This window comes from Colwellia asteriadis (genome assembly GCF_039523295.1).
In the GTDB taxonomy this organism is placed as follows: Bacteria; Pseudomonadota; Gammaproteobacteria; order Enterobacterales; family Alteromonadaceae; genus Colwellia; species Colwellia asteriadis.
The window spans coordinates 113,798-132,222 of sequence record NZ_BAAAFA010000008.1 but is presented as its reverse complement, the minus strand read 5'-3'; the positions used below and the strand labels follow the sequence as shown (position 1 = coordinate 132,222).

Sequence of the window (18,425 nt, the reverse complement as noted above, 5' to 3'; positions counted from 1 at the left end):
GTTAAATTTTTACCAAACCAGAAAAGCCCATAAAGGCGAGTGACATTAAACCAGCAGTAATCATTGCAATAGCCGCGCCTTTAAAAGGAGAAGGAACATCGGCATTCGCTAATTTTTCACGCATTGCTGAAAACATAACTAAAACTAAAGAAAAGCCTGCTGCGGCGCCAAAACCATAAACAATAGACTCAAAAAAGCTATGTTGTAACCTTAGGTTAAGTAGTGCAACCCCTAATACGGCACAGTTAGTGGTTATTAAGGGTAAAAATATACCTAATAAACGGTATAAGTTTGCGCTGGTTTTATGTACTACCATTTCTGTAAATTGTACGACAACGGCAATCACTAAAATAAAACTAATGGTTGTTAAGTATTCTAAGTTCAGCGGAATTAATAAATAGGCAGTCACCAAGTAGCTTAATAAAGAGGCGATGGTCATCACGAACATAGTTGCAAATGACATGCCGATAGCAGTTTCGGTGCGTGAAGATACACCCATAAATGGACAAAGGCCGAGAAACTGTACCAAGACAAAGTTATTAACAAGTACAGTACCAACAAGTAGTAGTAGATAATCAGTCATTTACTTCAAAGGTCATTAAGTTGGTGAATAATATGGGCGACATTATCCTTTGTTATGACTGATTTAACAACACACTAAGTAAAGGCTTTTCATATTTTTTATAGGTAATGTTGTTGTGATAAATAGGTTAAAATAAATAATACATTTTAACCTATTATTTTTTGATGATTATTTATTCTAACGGCGTTGGTTTTCCAACATAGAAACCTTGGCAACCATCAATAAATAGTTTTTCTAAAGTGTGCTTTTCTTCTTGACTCTCAACACTTTCAGCTAAAACATTAATACCTAAGCGATGTGCTAAATCAACCATTAAACGTAAAAAGTATTGGTTGTTTTTATCATCGTCAATATCATGGGTATAAGAGCTATCCATTTTGATGTAATCGGGGGTTAAATCTCTAAAAAATTTAAATGAGGTCATGCCTAACCCAAAGCGCTCAACAGTTACCCGAGAACCAACACGGTGTAACATATCGACAAAACGTTTACTATTTTTTATATTTTGCTGTAACCCCACTTCCGTTATTTCAAACACTAAACGCGGAGCTGCCAGTGGCTCACGTAATAATTTACGCTCTAACCAAATCATAAAATGCTCATCATTTATACTACGAGCGCTAATATTTATACCAAAACTCTGATCTAGCATGTTTTTATCAATAATTTCTGATATTACGGTATCAATAATTAATTTATCAACGGCAATGATTTTATCAAGTTTTTCGGCCATAGCGATAAAAGAAGCGGTGGGTAACATGTCATCATGTATATTAAGAAAACGAGCTAACACTTCACCATAGACTTTACTATTACGACCACTAGGTTGTATTGGCTGTAATAATAGTCGTATGCGTTGTCCTTCAATGACACTATCAATTTCCTGACGCCAATTTTGATTGCCATGATTAGTGTTATCGTTAGTGAATATTCCCGAATCTTTTTGAGAGAACCATGCGTTTGTTTGGTGTGTTTGCGCAACGCTAACACCCGTATCTGCTAGCGCTAAGAGCTCGCCTAATGGTTTACTTTTATCAAAAAACACTAAGCCAGTAAAAGCGACAGATTCAAGATCGCTAATTTGTTGGTATTCATTAAACTTGGTTGTGAGCAGTGTTGCGTATTCTTCTGCTGCTTTAAGCTGTTCATTAGGTAGAATAGTGGCAAAGTCAGAGCTGTTTAATCTAAAGAGCTTACCTAATGAGTGAGAAACAAGGGCATTTTGCATGATTTTAGCTACTTTGCTAATATAATCATCGCCTGCGTTATAACCTTGTACTTGGTTAATTGTTTGTAATTCAGAACAACGGGTAATAAGTAATACACCAAACTTAACAGGGCTTTCTTTTACCACTTGCTCTTCATAGAATTGCACAAACATATTGCGATTATCCAAACCCGTTAAACTATCTTGGTTTGCTTTGGTCTCTAACATTGAATGGTTTTGTAACTGTGCGGTCATTAATGACTTTATTTCAGCGATGCCTTTCTGCAATGCTGGTATTTTTAGTAAAATATTATTTTTCGTGTCGGTGGTTAGTGCATCATTAGTATTTAAGGTTGATAAGTCATGCTTGATTTGGTCGCTGATAATGTTAAATAATTTGGTTTGAATAACATATTGGCGCCAAGTACTAATTAAAACAAATGAAACTGTTAATAGTGTTAAAGCGATAGCAATATTTATTAATAAGGTAAGTTGTTCTTGGTTATTGATTTGATAAGTAATAATAACTCTTTGTTTTTGTAATAATAGTGTTAAATTCTTTTCTTTTGGTATGTAGATAGTAGCTTTCTTTATGCTATTTGGATCACTATATGAAAAAAGTTCAGTATTTTTATGTTTAATCTTTAAGGATAAAAAGGGAGTTGTTTGTCTTAATAAATTTCCAAGTTCATTTGCAAAATCTATAGAAATAGGCTGTTCTTCATTTAATTGAAGGCTCATCACATGAGAAATATTTTGAATGACACGTTCTTGTTGTTTATCGTCAATACTAACAAAAGTTGGCAAAAAGTAAAACGCGATAACTGCAACAGTACCGAGAAAAACCAATGCTAAAAAGATGTTATTAATTAGTAACCTAGAAAATTTATGCATGATGAAATTGAATGCTCCATTTAAACACTATCAAAATTTATACTTGCATAACTTAACTACCGCTTACCTAGAATCCCCCATGATAAATAATAGGGTTGCTCATAGAACTACATACGCGATAAAACAGTTGAATAGTACGCAATTTATACACATTATAGTAACTATACTAACATATTGTAAAATAGATATTAATTTATGAATATTGCTTTTCATAATTTAACCTTCATTTCAGGTTAAATACCTTCCTCGATATAACTTAAGCTGCTTGCACTTCTATATGCTTAGATATATAATCATGCCAAATTAATTTTAGCAAAACATCACTGGGTAGTTATTACAAAGTACTTGTTACAGGTAATAGTTATAGTTTTGCTTATATCTCAATTAATAACCAGAGTTAATAATTTTTATAATTAGTAACTTTAGGGCTGACAGTGAAATAAGCCCCGAATTGGGGTTTTTTTGTTTATTTAGTTTGTATTTTATACTATTTAAACAAATTACAGCAAAAATACGCTGGGCTATATGCCCTTTTTTTATATCTAAATTTTTATATTTATTAATAGTTTAAATGAAAATATAAAAATAATAGGAGAAAACGATTGGCTAAATTTGAACAAAAACTTACTGACATGTTAAGACCCGCGGTTGAAGAAACAGGTAAGTCTTTATTAGGCGTTGAATTTATCAGTGCGGGTAATAATTCCATTTTACGTTTGTTTATTGACCACGAAAATGGCATTGATGTAGATGATTGTGCAGAAGTTAGTCGTCAAGTTAGCGCTATTCTCGATGTAGAAGACCCTATTAGTAGTGAATACAATCTTGAAGTTTCTTCACCAGGTGTAGATAAACCGCTATTCGAAAAAGCACATTTTGAAGCGGTAATCGGTGAAACTGTCAATGTTAAATTATCGATGCCATTAAATGGCCGTCGTAAGTTTAAAGGCCCATTAGTGGCCATTGAAAATGATACCTTAATAATAGAAGTTGATAGCATAGATTATGAAATTGTTATCAGTAACGTAGACAAAGCAAACCTTGTCGCTAAATTTTAAAATAATTAAAGGCTAAGTAGCATGAGTAAGGAAATATTACTGGTTGTTGATGCTGTTTCAAATGAAAAGGCACTCCCTCGAGAAAGTATCTTTGAAGCGATGGAAACTGCTTTAGAGACAGCCACCAAGAAAAAATATGAAGGCGATATTGTGGTACGTGTTTCAATTGACCGTATTAGCGGTGAATTCGACACTTTCCGTCGTTGGTTAGTTGTTGATGATACCGTTGAAGCAATGGAAAATCCATATGCCGAAATTAGTTTAGCTGCTGCTCAATATGATAACCCTGAGTTAAATCCAGGTGATTATATGGAAGAGCAAATTGAATCAGTTAAATTTGACCGTGTAACAACACAAACTGCAAAACAAGTTATCGTACAAAAAATTCGTGAAGCAGAGCGCGGATTAATTGTTGATGCATATCAAGATCAATTAGGTGAAATTGTTACTGGTGTTGTTAAAAAAGCAAGCCGTGATAGTGTTATTATTGACTTAGGTAATAATGCCGAAGCAATTATTTACCGCGATGATATGTTACCACGCGAAACTTTTCGTCCAGGCGATCGTGTTCGTGGCTTATTATATGAAATTAAACCAGAAGCACGTGGCGCACAATTATTTGTTAGCCGTACTAAACCAGAAATGTTAATTGAACTTTTCCGCGTTGAAGTACCTGAAATAGGCGAAGAAATGCTTGAGATTAAAGGCGCAGCTCGCGATCCTGGTTCACGCGCTAAAATTGCAGTGAAAAGCAATGACAAACGCATTGACCCTGTGGGTGCTTGTGTTGGTATGCGAGGTTCACGTGTACAGGCCGTATCAAGTGAGTTAGGCGGTGAACGTGTAGATATCGTGTTATATGATGATAATGTTGCACAATACGTGATTAACGCAATGGCTCCAGCTGAAGTTGCTTCAATTATTGTTGATGAAGACAAAGGCACGATGGATATTGCTGTTGAAGAAGGCAACTTAGCGATGGCCATTGGCCGTAGCGGTCAAAACATTCGTTTAGCAAGCCAATTAACGGGTTGGGAACTAAACGTAATGACGGTTGCTGACATGAAAGAGAAGCACCAAGCAGAAAATGATAAAGTATTAAACTTATTCATTGAGAAACTAGATCTTGATGAAGACTTCGCAACATTATTAGCGGAAGAAGGTTTTACTTCACTAGAAGAAATCGCTTATGTTCCAACGGCTGAAATGCTAGAAATTGACGGCTTGACTGAAGAAGTCATCGAAGAGCTACGTGAACGTGCTAAAGAAGCGTTAACAACACAAGCGTTAGCAAGTGAAGAAACATTAGAAGGCGCAGAGCCAGCTGATGACTTATTAAACCTTGAAGGTTTAGACCGTCATTTAGCTTATGTTTTAGCAAGTCGTGGTGTTCGTACGCTAGAAGACTTAGCTGAGCAAGGTGTTGATGAAATAAGCGATATTGAAGAATTAGATGAAGCCAAAGCGGGTGAGCTAATTATGGCAGCGCGTAATATTTGTTGGTTTAACGAAGAATAATAACACCGGAGAATTATATATATGGCAGAAATAACTGTAGCAGAACTTGCCAACGAGATCGGCACACCGGTGGAACGTTTAGTAAGTCAGTTAGCTGACTCTGGCGTGAATAAATCGGCTACCGACTCTATATCGCAAGATGAAAAAGAGGCCTTATTAGGTCACTTGAAAAAACAACATGGTGATGACTCTGAGTCTAAACCCAATAAATTAACGCTTAACCGTAAAACCAAGTCTACGTTGACTATGGGTCACGGCAGCAAAGCAAAATCGGTTAATGTAGAAGTACGTAAAAAACGCACTTATGTTAAACGTAGCGATGTTGAAGAGCAAAAGCTAGCCGAAGAAGCGGCGGCAGCTGAAGCGAAAGCTAAAGCAGAGGCCGAAGCATTAGCGCAAGCAAAAGCAGAAGCAGCAGCAAAAGAAGCTGAAAATGCACGAGCAGCCGCAGCGGCAAAAGCAGAAGCAGAAGCAGAGCGTAAAGCCGCAGCAAAAGCAGAAGCAGCAGCGAAAGCTAAACAAGCAGCAGTAGAGAAGGCAAAAGTTATCGAAAAAGCACCAATTAAAGTTGAAGAAAGCGAAGAAGCGAAAAAACTTCGTTTAATTCAAGAAAAAGAATTAGCCGCCAAAGCAGAAGCCGAAGCAAAAGCAGCAGCAGAAGCCGCGAAAAAATTAGCGGAAGAAAATGAAGCTCGCTGGAAAGAGCAAGAAGCCGAACGTAAAGCGAAAGAGAAAGAAGTCGTACATTTAACTTCATCTAAATATGCACAAGAAGCTGAAGATAAAGTTGATGCTGCAGATGAAGGCGCTGGTCGTCGTCGCAAGAAAAAAAGTGGCAACGATAAAAGTGCTAACTTTGGTCGTAATGCTAAGGGACGTAAGCAAACCTTATCAGCGCCACAAAGTTTAAAACACGGCTTTACCAAACCGGTTGAAACGAAAGTGCAAGACATTCGCATTGGTGAAACTATTTCAGTTGCTGAATTAGCTAATAAAATGGCTAAAAAAGGCGCTGAAGTTGTTAAAGCTATGTTTAAAATGGGTGCAATGGCAACCATTAACCAAGTTATTGACCAAGAAACAGCGGCACTTGTTGCTGAAGAAATGGGCTTTGATGTTGTTTTAGTGAAAGAAAATGCGCTAGAAGAAGCAGTATTAGCTGATCGTGGTAATGCAGGTCCAGCGGGTGAAGCGGTAACACGTGCACCAGTAGTAACTATTATGGGTCACGTTGACCACGGTAAAACATCATTACTTGACCACATTCGTGAAGCAAAAGTTGCTTCAGGTGAAGCGGGCGGTATTACCCAGCACATCGGTGCTTATCACGTAGAAACGGGTCATGGTATGATCACTTTCTTAGATACTCCAGGTCACGCGGCGTTTACTGCAATGCGTTCACGTGGTGCTAAAGCTACCGATATCGTTATTATCGTTGTTGCAGCCGATGATGGTGTTATGCCACAAACCATTGAAGCAATTCAACATGCTAAAGCTTCTGATGCGCCAATTATCATTGCTGTTAACAAAATGGATAAAGAGTCTGCTGATCCAGATCGTGTTAAGAGTGAATTATCACAACATGACGTTTTATCAGAAGAGTGGGGCGGAGACGTTCAATTCTGTCACGTATCAGCAAAAACTGGTTTAGGTATTGACGAGTTACTTGATTCAATATTACTACAATCAGAAGTTTTAGAGTTAACGGCTGTTGTTAATAAAATGGCAAGCGGTGTTGTTGTTGAGTCTAAGTTAGACAAAGGTCGTGGCCCTGTTGCAACGGTACTTGTTCAAGAAGGTACTTTAAACCAAGGTGACATCGTACTTTGTGGTTTAGAATACGGCCGTGTTCGTGCCATGCGTGATGAAAATGGTAAACAGATTCAATCAGCAGGCCCTTCAATTCCAGTAGAAATCCTTGGTTTAAGTGGTGTTCCACAATCAGGTGATGAAGCAACTGTTGTAAAAGATGAGAAAAAAGCACGTGAAGTTGCGCTTTATCGTCAAGGTAAATTCCGTGATGTTAAACTTGCTCGTCAACAGAAGTCTAAACTTGAAAACATGTTTGCTAACATGGCTGAAGGTGAAGTATCTGAAGTAAATGTTGTCCTTAAATCGGACGTTCAAGGCTCACTTGAAGCGATTACTGATTCATTACTGAAGCTTTCAACTGATGAAGTTAAAGTGAAAATCATTGGCTCTGGTGTTGGTGGTATTACTGAAACTGACGCAACGTTAGCAGCTGCCTCTAATGCGATTGTTGTTGGTTTTAACGTTCGTGCTGATGTAGCTGCACGTAAAGTGATTGACTCAGAAAATATTGATTTACGTTACTACAGTGTAATTTACGCCTTAATTGACGAAGTTAAAGCGGCAATGAGCGGTATGTTAGCGCCTGAGTTTAAACAAGAGATTATTGGTCTTGCTCAAGTACGTGACGTATTTAAATCACCTAAAATTGGTGCTATTGCTGGTTGTATGGTTACTGAAGGTACAATCAAACGTAGTGCGCCAATTCGTGTTTTACGTGAAAACGTAGTTATTTACGAAGGTGAACTTGAATCACTTCGTCGCTTTAAAGACGACGTTCAAGAAGTACGTAACGGTACTGAGTGTGGTATCGGTGTTAAGAACTACAATGATGTTCGCGTTGGCGATCAGATTGAAGTATTCGAAACAGTTGAAGTACAACGTACATTATAATTTTGAGTAAGAGTCATGATTTTACTGATTTAATAAGTCATGACTTTATCTTTAAATTATAAGAAATATTTTTAAATGGGGGCTTAGCCTCCATTTTTGGCTATAAAATTTGTATCAACGAAATTTATTGCCATATTATTAGGAGTATACGATGGCTAGAGAATATGCCCGTACAGACCGAGTAGGTCAACAAATCCAAAAAGAAATTGCGGTGATCTTAATGCGTGAAATTAAAGATCCCCGTTTAAGCATGACAACGGTTTCAGCGGTTGAAGTAACGCGCGACTTAGCTTATGCAAAAATTTTTGTTACTTTTATTCAAGATAGCCCAGAAGAAATAAAAGCATCGATAGAAGTATTAACAGAAGCCGAAGGCTATATTCGCTCTTTACTTGCTAAAAGGTTACGTGCACGCATTATGCCGCACTTACGCTTTGTTTATGATCAATCGATGGCTGAAGGTGTTCGTATGAGCGCTTTAGTTGATCAAGCGGTTGCAAGTGATAAAAATAGTGATAATGAAGATGATATTACTGAAAGTGAGCAGGACAAATAAGGCATGGCAAAACGTAGAAAAGGCCGCGCTATTAATGGCGTATTACTCTTAGATAAACCGTATGAAATGTCATCTAACCATGCACTACAAGCGGTTAAAAGACTCTATTTTGCACAAAAAGCAGGACATACAGGCGCATTAGATCCACTTGCTACCGGTATGTTACCTATTTGTTTAGGCGAAGGTACTAAATTTTCTCAATATTTACTCGATACCGATAAAACTTATCAAGTTACCGCAAAGTTAGGGGTTCGTACCACAACCAGTGATGCCGACGGTGAAGTGGTTAGCGAGAAACCTGTGAGTGTTTCAAAGGAGCAACTTAATAGCGCCTTAGATAGCTTTCGTGGTACTACCAAGCAAGTTCCTTCAATGTACTCAGCATTAAAATATCAAGGACAGCCTTTATATAAATATGCAAGAGAAGGTATTGAAGTACCGCGTGAAGCTCGAGATATTACAGTATTTAATTTAGAACTTTTACGCTTTGAAGGTGATGAAGTCGACTTAGATATTCATGTTTCTAAAGGGACCTATATTCGCACTATTATTGATGATTTAGGTGAACTATTAGGCTGTGGGGCTCATGTTGCTGACTTACGTCGCTCAGCAGTAGGAAGCTACCCAATTGATAAAATGGTAACCTTGGCGGACCTTGAAGCCTTATTAGCCAAAGCGCAAGCCGATGAAATTTCACCATCTGTGCTACTTGACCCATTACTCTTGCCGATGCAAAGTGCTGTTGAAGGTATGCCAGCCGTTTATGTTGATGATATGTCAGCTAACTTTCTTCGTCATGGTAACCCAGTACAAGCTTATAATGCACCAAGCGAGGGAAGTGTACAGGTTTATATTGGTGACAATGAGCAAGATGATAGTGCTGAATTTATTGGCGTTGGTGTTATCGATGATGATGGTTTAGTTGCGCCGAAAAGAATTGTAGTGATTTAACCTCATTTCACACTCGGTTATGCGTGTATTTTCAACATCTTTATGGTGAAAGTAGTTGTTTGTAATTAATTATTGCACCTTAGCTGAGGTTAACCGATATTTATGTTGCTTTTTACTTAATGGCTGCTAGAATACGCGCTCTTTCATTGGGCTGAATTAGTGTTTGGCTTGATGGTATTAAATAACTCAGCATGCTGAGTTTACACACTAAGGATAAATTATGTCTTTAAATGCTACACAAAAAGCTGCTATCGTTGCTGAATACGCACAAGCAGAAGGCGATACAGGTTCACCAGAAGTACAAGTTGCTTTGTTATCTACACAAATCAACCACTTACAAGGTCACTTTAAAGAGCACATCCATGATCACCATTCACGTCGTGGTTTATTACGTATGGTTGCTCAACGTCGTAAATTATTAGATTACTTAAAAGGCAAAAACGTTGATCGTTACACTGCTTTAATCGCTAAATTAGGTTTACGTCGTTAATAACGATTTGAACTTTAAAAAAGGAGCCTAAGGCTCCTTTTTTTGTTTGTAATGCCATAAAAACACACAAAAAGATTACTCTGTATTGATTTAATCACATATTGGTCTTTTAAATACGTATTAATAACGTTTTGACGCTAGCATTCATCAGCTTAGTTAGTATAATGACCATGAAAATTTTTTAGCTAACTATTTGTTCTAGTCAGTTCATGTTAACTCAATAGAGATAGTGCACTATTTAGCATAATCTTTTCATACCACTAACCAATCCAAACTGTATAATTTTTTGTTCGACTTAATGTCTTGCACATCTAAGTGAATAAATAATTGTACAGATTGGTAAAATATAAATTTAAGGAAAATTAATTAGATGTTAAATCCAATTACTAAAAAATTTCAGTTCGGTAAGCATACCGTAACGTTAGAAACCGGTGCTATTGCACGTCAAGCAAGTGCGGCTGTTATGGCAAGCATGGACGATACCTCTGTATTAGTATCAGTTGTTGCTAAGAAAGAAGCCGTTGCTGGTCAAGACTTTTTCCCACTTACGGTTAACTACCAAGAACGTAGCTATGCTGCGGGTAAAATCCCTGGTAGTTTCTTCAAACGTGAAGGTCGTCCTTCAGAAGAAGAAACATTAATTGCACGTTTAATTGACCGTCCAATTCGTCCATTATTCCCAGAAGGTTTCACCAACGAAGTTCAAGTGATTATCACCGTTGTTTCAGTAAACCCTGAAATTTCACCAGATATTATTTCATTAATTGGTACTTCAGCTGCGTTAGCTATCTCAGGTGCACCATTTAATGGTCCTGTTGGTGCTGCACGTGTTGGTTATGTTGATGGTCAATACCTTCTTAACCCATTACAGTCTGAATTACCAACAAGTCAATTAGACTTAGTTGTTTCTGGTACAGATTCAGCGGTATTAATGGTTGAGTCAGAAGCTGATGTATTATCTGAAGAAGTAATGCTTGGCGCTGTTGTTTACGGCCACGAGCAAATGCAAGTTGCTGTTTCTGCCATTAACGAATTTAAAGCAGAAGTTAACACACCGGTATGGGAATGGTCTGCACCCGTTAAAAATGCTGAGTTAGTTGCAAAAATTGCTGAGCTTTCAGAAGCACAAGTAAACGAAGCTTACCAAATTACAGAAAAAGCAGTTCGTTACGAAAAAGTAGCTGAAATCCGTAATTCAGTGGTTGAAGCGTTATTAGCAGAAGACGCTGAGCTTAACGTGCAAGAAGCAAAAGACTTATTCCACGATTTAGAAAAAACTGTTGTACGTGGTCGTATCACACAAGGTAGCCCTCGTATCGATGGTCGTGATCCTGAATCAATTCGTGCATTAGATGTAATGACAGGTGTTTTACCTCGTACTCACGGCTCTGCTGTATTTACACGTGGTGAAACGCAAGCATTAGTAACAGCAACGTTAGGCACACAACGTGATGCACAACGTCTTGATACAATTATGGGTGAGAAAACTGATGCATTTATGCTTCATTATAACTTCCCTCCATACTGTGTTGGTGAAACTGGCTTTGTTGGTAGCCCTAAACGTCGCGAAATCGGCCACGGCCGTTTAGCAAAACGCGGTATGTTAGCTGTTATGCCTACTATTGAAGAATTCCCGTACGCTGTACGTGTTGTATCTGAAATTACTGAGTCTAACGGTTCATCGTCAATGGCTTCTGTTTGTGGTACGTCATTAGCACTTATGGATGCTGGTGTTCCTATTAAAGCCTCTGTTGCAGGTATTGCGATGGGTCTAGTTAAAGAAGGCGAAAACTTTGTTGTTCTTTCTGACATTTTAGGTGATGAAGATCACTTAGGTGACATGGACTTTAAAGTTGCAGGTACTACCGGCGGTATTACTGCGTTACAAATGGATATCAAGATTGAAGGTATCACACAAGAAATCATGCAAATTGCTTTAAACCAAGCAAAAGCTGCACGTACTCATATTTTATCTGTAATGGATGATGCTATTGCGGGCCACAGAGAAGAAATCTCTGAGTTTGCACCACGTATTCATACGATCAAAGTAAGCCAAGATAAAATCCGTGACATTATCGGTAAAGGTGGGGCAACTATTCGTCAGCTTACTGAAGAGACGGGTACAACAATTGAAATTGATGATGATGGTACCGTTAAAATTGCGGCAACATCAGGCGAGCAAGCACAAGATGCGATCGACCGTATTAAATCATTAACGGCTGAAATTGAAGTAGGTACGCTTTACACAGGTAAAGTTGTGCGTATCGTTGATTTTGGTGCTTTTGTTAACGTTCTTCCAGGTAAAGACGGTTTAGTACATATTTCACAAATTTCTGACGAACGTGTAAATAACGTTGCTGATGTATTATCAGAAGGTCAAGAAGTGAAAGTTAAGGTACTAGAAGTTGACCGTCAAGGCCGTGTTCGTTTAAGTATCAAAGAAGCAATGGAAAAACCAGCGACTGAAGAAGCTCCAGCCGCTGAATAATTGCTATCGTTAATTATTATGTATAATAATGTTTTAAAAGGAGCCTTTTGGCTCCTTTTTTGTTTATAATAATCAGGTTATTACTTATTTATTTTTAAGGCATTTTTGTGCATTCTTCTATTAAAAACGCAATATTACCATTACTGATCAGTGCTTGTTTGTTAACACAAGGCTGCACTGTGCTTAGCCATGATGATAACTCTAGTTCAGTAATGATGAATCAATTAGTGATTGCGGAGCCATTACCTATTAGTTATAAAAGTGAAATCGCGATAGCACGATTATCAGAAGTACTCGAACGCGTAAAAATAAGTGACGAGCAACGCGCTGAGCTTTTTTATGACCGCGGTGTATTGTATGACAGTGTTGGTTTACGCTCTTTAGCACGTATAGATTTCTCTCATGCGCTACAGCTTAAACCAGATTTAGTGGATGCTTATAACTTTCTAGGAATTCATCTAACACAAGTACAAGAGTTTTCTCAGGCTTATGAACAGTTCGACTCGGCTTTAGAGCTAGACCCTGAACATGAATATGCTTATCTTAATCGCGGTATTGCGCTTTATTATGGAGCGCGTCCTGAATTAGCTGCTGCCGATTTTAAAGCATTTCATCATCAGCAAAAAGATGATCCGTATCGCCTTCTTTGGCTTTATTTAACTGAATATGAAGTAGATGATATTGCTGCAAAATCAGCCTTAGAACGAAGAGCTGAGTTAGTTGATGAGCGCACTTGGGCAAAGCAAGTGATTTATCTATATTTAGGTGATATATCACAACAGACCTTTATCAGCAATTTAACTCGCAATGTTACCTCATCAAAGCAATTAACCGATCGATTGTGTGAAGCTTATTTTTATTTAGGAAAATACAATCAAATGCGTGGTTTTTCTAATGCAGCAGCCAACTTTTTTAAGTTATCGTTAAGCACTAATGTTTATGAGTTTGTAGAGCACAGGTATGCTAAATTAGAATTAGACTTAATGCGTACACTTGCAGCACAAGAGCAAATTACCGAAATTGAAGAGGCAGCAAAGCTTTAACATATGGCCAAACAAAAAGCGGTGTTTTTCTGCCTAATAACAATGAGCTTGATGATGTTAATATCATCAAGCTCATTTTTTTTATCGCCTTACTTAACAAAAAAAATTATGCAAGGGGAGGCCAATCATAAGCAGTTTAATTTTGCTCTACAACGAAACAATACTGCGGCCTTAGCGCTTGAAATTAACAAGCATAGAGAAGGCAGCTCCCAATGGCTATTTTTTAAAATGGCACTGGCACATCAACAAGCTCAAACAGCTTATGAACTTGCTACTTGGTATGGTAACCAATATTTAAATGTGATCGCTGAACAGCGTTTATCTTCAAAATACTTACAAGAAGCTAAAAAGTGGTACCAACAAGCTATAAGGCTGGGATCTGAAATTGCCAAAGTCTCATTTGCGCGTTTATATCAACAGCAAGGGCGTTTAAATTTAGCACGTTCGCAATTATCCCAAGTAAACTCAAGTGCAGGACTTGATATTGAGTTAGGCTCGCTTTTAGTTTCCATCGATTTAGCACTTGAAACGGGTAATATTAAGCTTGTTGAATCGCTTATCGTACAAAAAATTCCATTATTGTTACTAACGCCAGAGGGGCGTAAACTCCTTGCCGACATACAGCGATATAAGACTTTAAATGTTGGCTCACATGTTAGTGAAAAGGTTGCTAACTTGTTTACTTCTGTTGCTACTCCTACTATGGCACGCAGTTTGTTGCAGCCACCAAATACCTCATGTACAACTAGCCTACAGCTATTTGCTAGTAGTTTGGCAAACCTTAAACATCTTGATGCACTAATAGAACAATTTATATCAACACCTTTAGCAAGCTTTGTATGTTTACCACCACCACGATATGTAGCTCGCCAAAGCCTTTCATGCCACAATAATAAAAAATCTGCACTTTTGTGTGATGAAAGTACTTGGCGAGAACTTGCGGCGACAATTACTACCCGACATATTGGCTATATGAGCAATGAAGGTGGGGCAAATGTGCATTTTGGAATCTTATATTTTGACCGCCATGATAGTCTTGACATTTTTACTCATGAACTAAGCCATTTACTTGGCTTTATTGATGAGTACCCGCTGTCAATAAACCATTCAACTTGCCAGCAAACACAAACGTCAACGTTTTCACATAACATAAGCGTATTAGCGCGTAACTACCAAGGTAGGCAAGCGGATATTCGTCGTCAAATATTGCAGGAGTTACCGTGGTCAAATGCGATCAAACCGTCGACACCTATCTTGCATCAACGTGATCATAATAGTGATAACTGGCTTTTAGGAACGCCCAAATCTCACCAACACGAGGTTGGAGTTTTTGCGGCACAAAGTTGTAAAAAATCCAAAGTAGCTAAAGCTAATAATTTTTCTGCCTTTAAAGCAACAGCTCAAAGTACTCATTTAGAATACTCTGTCGAACAACTATCACTTTTATATTTACAGCAACTAAACTTAGCACCAGAAAAATTTTTAATGCCTAGCTTTCATTACAATATCGCCTTAGCCTTATATCAGCAAGGAGAAGAAGAACAAGCACTATATTGGTTAGAACAAGCGAAATTATGGTAATAACTCATTAGGCTGAGTGTTGCCGATCATAGCCTAAGTTTGCTTGGCTCTATTTCTCTACTTGCATGATAACGTAAAGTGACTGGCCTGGGTGGCATTGCAATTTTATTCATACGCTTTCTGTCTAGCAAATTAGTCACCGGTGCTTTTGTTGTTATCTTGGCCGTTGGCCAGTAACTAAAGCGCCCTATATACTGTATTTCTTCAAGTGCTTTTTTACGCTGTTTGATTAATAATTTTTTTCTTTGTGTGAGCTTTCTATCTAAGAGTCTATTAACGGTGCTAGTGTGAATTTTACGATACCAAGAGAGTATAAACATAAAAACTGCCTTATAAAAACACTGTACTAGTTATAGCGCAATTTATGTGTAATTGCACTAATTAGTTACAGTGATTGTGGTTATTTTATTGGCTCAAAGTAACTTTAAGAATAAAAACAAAGACAAGCATCAATAATAAATTACGTTATAATAGCGCTCTATTTATTGTAATGTTATATGAGTTATCAGAGTTATGTCGCCGTTTTTTCCGTTACGTTTTCGTCAACAATTTCCTCTATTGAACCAGCGTGAACATACTACTAGCGCAAGCGACATTATTTATTTCGATAATGCAGCAACTACACAAAAATCGCAGCAAGTGATTACTGCTCAACAGCACTATTACCTCAATAATAATGCTAACGTACATAGGGCGTCTCACCAGTTGAGCGCTAAAGCAACCTTTGATTTTGAGCAAACGAGACTGGCTGTGCAGCAATTTATCAAAGCTAAGTACCTTGAAGAAATTATTTGGACGAAAGGTGCTAGTGAAAGTATTAATTTAGTTGCACAAAGCTTAGGGCGTAACTTACTTAAACCAGGTGATGAAATAGTGCTATCGGCGAGTGAGCACCATGCCAATATTGTGCCTTGGCAAATACTTGCAGAGCAAACGGGTGCTGTCATTAAAGTTCTGCCGATTAACGAGCAAGGTATTATTAACATTACCAACCTTGAGAGTATTATTACCACGAAAACTAAAATAGTTGCATGCGCACATATCTCTAATGTTTTAGGGCGGATAAATCCAATAGAGAAAATTATTGCTAGAGCTCGAGCAGTTAATGCCATTAGCTTAATTGACGGGGCGCAAGCAATTGCACATTTGCCGGTTAATGTTCAAGCACTTGGTTGTGATTTCTATGTTTTTTCAGCACATAAAATGTACGGACCAACAGGGGTTGGCGTACTCTATGGCCGTAAGGCACTACTTGAAAGTATGTCGCCTTACCAAGGTGGCGGGGAAATGATCAAATCGGTGAGTTTTAATAAACCAACCACCTTTAATGATTTACCGTTCAAGTTTGAAGCGGGCACACCTAATATTTCAGGTATTATTGCTTTTAAAGCCGCGATTACTCTCATGAAAACAGCGTTTACTAACGATATCCATAGCTATGAGCAGCAATTAGCAAGTTACTGTTATCAAGCGCTTGCTCAAATACCGCAAGTTGAGTTTATCGTACAAGGTCAGCCTGATATTGCGCTAATTGCGTTTTCAATTAAAGATCATCATAACCATGATATTGCCAGTGCGCTTGACAGTTATAATATAGCGCTTCGCTCTGGCCATCATTGTGCAATGCCATTAATGGAGCTGTTAACGATTAATGGTTGTTTGCGCGTATCATTAGCACCATACAATACCTTAGCAGAAATAGACTATTTTATTCGTTGTTTAAAGGAGATTGTGACTACACAAACTGATGCGCATACTGAAATCAATACAGAGATAAAAACTAAAGAAACAGAGCTTAAGGAAAATGGCCTTGAAAGTATTGATAATATCCTAAAAAAATTCTCAAAGTCGAAAGGTTGGGATAGTTTGCATCGTGAAATTATGTTGTTGGGCAAAAAATTACCGCGCTTACCAAGCTCGCAACGTAATGAGCAAAGTCTAATTGCTGGTTGTGAAAGTTTAGCTTGGTTAACGGTAGAGCAAGATAGGCAAGGGCATTTTCATTTTTTTGCGGATAGTGACGCAAAAGTTATTCGTGGCTTATTAATGATAGTATTAGCAATATTTAATAATAAAACAACGGCAGAAATACAACAGGTAAATATTGATAATATATTCGATGAACTTGGTTTACTACATCACCTAAGTCCTTCTCGAGGTAATGGCTTATTAGCGATTGTAGCTAAAATTAAACAATTAACAGAATAACGTAATAGAGCATTAGCGCTTTTGATAAAGCGATAATGCCTTTAACGTTAACCTTTCTTAATCAATAATTTATCAATTACACGTGCAACCGCAAAAAATGCAAAAGTGGCGGTAACATGACTGGTTGCTCCAAATCCAGTGCGACAATCTAATCGCATTGAACTAGTCTCTGCGCTTTGATCGGGTTTTGCCAAACAAACTTCACCACTACTTTCAGGAGCAGAGCTAGGATAACGAAGCTGCTCTGTTGAAAATACCGCATCAATAGCAAATTTGGTTCGTTTAGCATCACTTCGGGGAAAGTTAAACTCACGGCGTAATTGATTTTTAACTTTAGCGAGTAATGGGTCTTGATAAGTTTTACTTAAATCGGTTACTGTAATTTTACTCGGGTCTATCTGGCCGCCAGCGCCACCAATGGTAATAATAGGCTTTTTATGGCGCTTACAATAAGCAATTAAACGAGTTTTAATATTAACGGAGTCAATAGCATCGATGACATAGTCAAAGGCGTTAGACATTAATTCACTTAAATTATCTTCAGTGACAAAATCTTCAATAATATTAACCTGACAATCTGGGTTAATTTGTCGAATGCGCTCAGCCATTACTTCAACTTTACTGTGTCCAATGGTGTTGTTTAATGCATGCAGTTGCCGATTAATATTTGAAATACACACATCATCAAGATCGATAAGGGTGATTTGACCAATACCGTTACGCGCTAATGACTCAGCAACCCATGAGCCTACACCACCAATACCAATAACGCAGCAGTGAGCTTGCTCGATAATACGGGCACCTTGTTCACCATAAAGGCGGGCAATGCCACCAAATCTTAAAGAGTAATCAGACATATTTTTGAATAACTTGAGTTGATAATAATGAATAACACGGTATTGCACCGTAAATTTTCGCCATTATAACGATTAACAACAGAGATATAAATTAAATTTAAGAGCCATTGTTTATGTGAAAAAAGTAACAAATATTATTTTAGGGATTATTTTATGAATGAATGTGACAGTTAATATTTTATTGTTGAATAATGGCTATCTATGTTGGTTATGCAAACTCGCGGTTATTGCTTATATTTATTAAATTACAACCATAAAAAAAGCAGCTTACGCTGCTTTTTTAAGAAC

The 18,425-nt window shown here is 37.7% G+C and carries 14 protein-coding genes; 10 read left to right on the top strand and 4 right to left on the bottom strand.

The window, feature by feature from the left end; translation table 11 throughout:
• Position 1: 1 nt before the first annotated feature.
• Together rsxA and ABD005_RS12415 are read right to left on the bottom strand one after the other, a co-directional pair.
• Positions 2–583: an electron transport complex subunit RsxA gene (gene rsxA / locus ABD005_RS12420; RefSeq protein WP_215979040.1), complete on the bottom strand. Its 582-nt coding sequence runs from the start codon at positions 581–583 to the stop codon at positions 2–4.
• Between the two features lie 172 nt (positions 584–755).
• Entirely contained in the window at positions 756–2,684 is a 1,929-nt protein-coding gene (locus ABD005_RS12415; RefSeq protein WP_343817774.1) for an EAL domain-containing protein, read from the bottom strand.
• A gap of 602 nt (positions 2,685–3,286) precedes the next feature.
• On the opposite strand from ABD005_RS12415, the gene rimP reads away from it, so the two are divergent.
• The 9 genes from rimP to ABD005_RS12370 all read left to right on the top strand — a co-directional run bounded on the left by rimP (position 3,287) and on the right by ABD005_RS12370 (position 15,072).
• A complete protein-coding gene (rimP, locus tag ABD005_RS12410; protein WP_215979042.1) occupies positions 3,287–3,742 on the top strand; it encodes a ribosome maturation factor RimP in 456 nt (151 codons plus the stop codon).
• Positions 3,743–3,763: 21 nt separating this feature from the next.
• Entirely contained in the window at positions 3,764–5,260 is a 1,497-nt protein-coding gene (gene nusA / locus ABD005_RS12405) for a transcription termination factor NusA (protein ID WP_343817772.1), read from the top strand.
• A 21-nt stretch (positions 5,261–5,281) separates the two neighbouring features.
• Positions 5,282–7,963 carry a translation initiation factor IF-2 gene (infB, locus tag ABD005_RS12400; protein ID WP_343817771.1) on the top strand — a complete coding sequence of 894 codons (2,682 nt, stop codon included), beginning with the start codon at positions 5,282–5,284 and terminating at the stop codon, positions 7,961–7,963.
• A gap of 151 nt (positions 7,964–8,114) precedes the next feature.
• Entirely contained in the window at positions 8,115–8,519 is a 405-nt protein-coding gene (rbfA, locus tag ABD005_RS12395) for a 30S ribosome-binding factor RbfA (protein ID WP_215979045.1), read from the top strand.
• 3 nt (positions 8,520–8,522) lie between these two features.
• Positions 8,523–9,470: a tRNA pseudouridine(55) synthase TruB gene (gene truB, locus ABD005_RS12390; protein WP_215979046.1), complete on the top strand. Its 948-nt coding sequence runs from the start codon at positions 8,523–8,525 to the stop codon at positions 9,468–9,470.
• 220 nt (positions 9,471–9,690) lie between these two features.
• A complete protein-coding gene (gene rpsO, locus ABD005_RS12385) occupies positions 9,691–9,960 on the top strand; it encodes a 30S ribosomal protein S15 (RefSeq protein WP_215979047.1) in 270 nt (89 codons plus the stop codon).
• Positions 9,961–10,330: 370 nt separating this feature from the next.
• On the top strand, positions 10,331–12,448 hold the full coding sequence (gene pnp, locus ABD005_RS12380; RefSeq protein WP_215979048.1) for a polyribonucleotide nucleotidyltransferase: 2,118 nt from the start codon (positions 10,331–10,333) through the stop codon (positions 12,446–12,448).
• A 107-nt stretch (positions 12,449–12,555) separates the two neighbouring features.
• A complete protein-coding gene (gene nlpI / locus ABD005_RS12375; RefSeq protein WP_343817769.1) occupies positions 12,556–13,491 on the top strand; it encodes a lipoprotein NlpI in 936 nt (311 codons plus the stop codon).
• A gap of 3 nt (positions 13,492–13,494) precedes the next feature.
• Positions 13,495–15,072, top strand: coding sequence for a hypothetical protein (locus ABD005_RS12370; protein ID WP_343817767.1), 1,578 nt, complete (start codon positions 13,495–13,497; stop codon positions 15,070–15,072).
• A gap of 26 nt (positions 15,073–15,098) precedes the next feature.
• Here the strand turns inward: ABD005_RS12370 and ABD005_RS12365 are convergent, their stop codons facing one another.
• Positions 15,099–15,392 carry a hypothetical protein gene (locus ABD005_RS12365; RefSeq protein ID WP_343817765.1) on the bottom strand — a complete coding sequence of 98 codons (294 nt, stop codon included), beginning with the start codon at positions 15,390–15,392 and terminating at the stop codon, positions 15,099–15,101.
• Positions 15,393–15,585: 193 nt separating this feature from the next.
• On the opposite strand from ABD005_RS12365, the gene ABD005_RS12360 reads away from it, so the two are divergent.
• On the top strand, positions 15,586–17,280 hold the full coding sequence (locus tag ABD005_RS12360) for a SufS family cysteine desulfurase (RefSeq protein ID WP_343817763.1): 1,695 nt from the start codon (positions 15,586–15,588) through the stop codon (positions 17,278–17,280).
• 47 nt (positions 17,281–17,327) lie between these two features.
• Here ABD005_RS12360 and tcdA read toward each other — a convergent pair whose 3' ends face one another.
• Positions 17,328–18,137, bottom strand: coding sequence for a tRNA cyclic N6-threonylcarbamoyladenosine(37) synthase TcdA (gene tcdA / locus ABD005_RS12355; RefSeq protein WP_343817761.1), 810 nt, complete (start codon positions 18,135–18,137; stop codon positions 17,328–17,330).
• Positions 18,138–18,425 lie beyond the last annotated feature (288 nt).